This window comes from Rhodococcus sp. IEGM 1366 (genome assembly GCF_033142425.1).
Lineage (GTDB): Bacteria > Actinomycetota > Actinomycetes > Mycobacteriales > Mycobacteriaceae > Rhodococcus_F > Rhodococcus_F globerula.
Window position 1 is genome coordinate 1 of record NZ_JAWLRZ010000031.1, and the last position, 1,134, is coordinate 1,134.

A 1,134-nucleotide genomic window follows, 5' to 3' on the forward strand; every position below is an offset into this window, starting at 1 on the left:
CGTGGGCGCGGCGGATTCAGTGGAATGCTCCTCGGAAGCACCTGCCGAGAAGTTCTACACGAGGCACAGTGTCCACTGATGATCGTCAACAGTCATCGGTGACCGACGTGAGCCACAGCGCCCGACCTTCGGCATCTATGACAGCGTGGCAGGCACGCAACCCCGGAACGATCAGAACCCATCCCCTGGTCGAGGTACGGACCCTGCGCCCGACGATCGGAGTCGGCGAAATTCTGGTTCGAGTTCTCGCGTGCGGGGTGTGCCGCACCGATCTCCATATCGCCGAAGGTGATCTGCCGGTACACCGGGTCTGCGTGATCCCGGGCCACGAAATTGTCGGGGTGGTCGAGGAGGTCGGAAGCAGCGTCGAGTCGTTCGCTCCAGGTGACCGCGTCGGAATTCCCTGGTTGCATTCGACGTGCGGCCGGTGCCGTTGCTGCCTGCGCGGCGCAGAGAACTTGTGCCCGCATTCGACGTACACCGGCTGGGATGTCGATGGCGGATACGCCGAATACGTCTGCGCATCAGCAGAGTTCGCGCTCTCCCTGCCATCCGGATACTCCGATGTCGAACTGGCGCCGCTACTCTGCGCAGGAATCATCGGGTTTCGTGCCCTGAACCGTGCGTCCCTGCCCGAGGATGGTCGACTGGGAATCTACGGCTTCGGCGGCAGCGCCCACATCGCCGCCCAGGTAGCACTTGCCCGAGGAGCAGAAGTACATGTCATGACGCGCAGCAAATCTGCGCGTGCCCTTGCGACCAGCCTGGGTGCCACCTCCGTACAGGGCGCGTACGACCGCCCTCCAACGGTGCTCGATTCGTCCCTCCTCTTTGCACCGGTCGGTGACCTCGTTCCCACCGCACTCGAAGCGTTGGACCGAGGTGGAATCCTCTCGATCGCCGGCATACACCTCTCGGACGTCCCGTCTCTGAACTATCAGAGGCACCTGTTCTACGAACGCGAGATACGTTCGGTCACAGCGAATACTCGCCGCGATGCCGTCGAATTCCTCGAATTCGCCGGGCGCCATCACCTGGACATCAGCACCGTCGCCTATCCTCTCGACCAAGCCAATCGCGCCTTGGTCGATCTTGCAGCAGACAGAACTATCGGTGCCGCAGTGCTCGTGCCAT

General features: G+C 62.5%; 2 protein-coding genes. Both read left to right on the forward strand.

The genetic code is table 11. The features are described 5' to 3' along the window. A partial coding sequence (locus tag R4P64_RS33900) for a universal stress protein (protein WP_317824574.1) occupies positions 1-102 on the forward strand: 102 nt, incomplete at its 5' end. 35 nt (positions 103-137) lie between these two features. Further along, the coding region (locus R4P64_RS33905; RefSeq protein WP_317824573.1) for a zinc-binding alcohol dehydrogenase family protein at positions 138-1,134 on the forward strand (997 nt) is incomplete at its 3' end.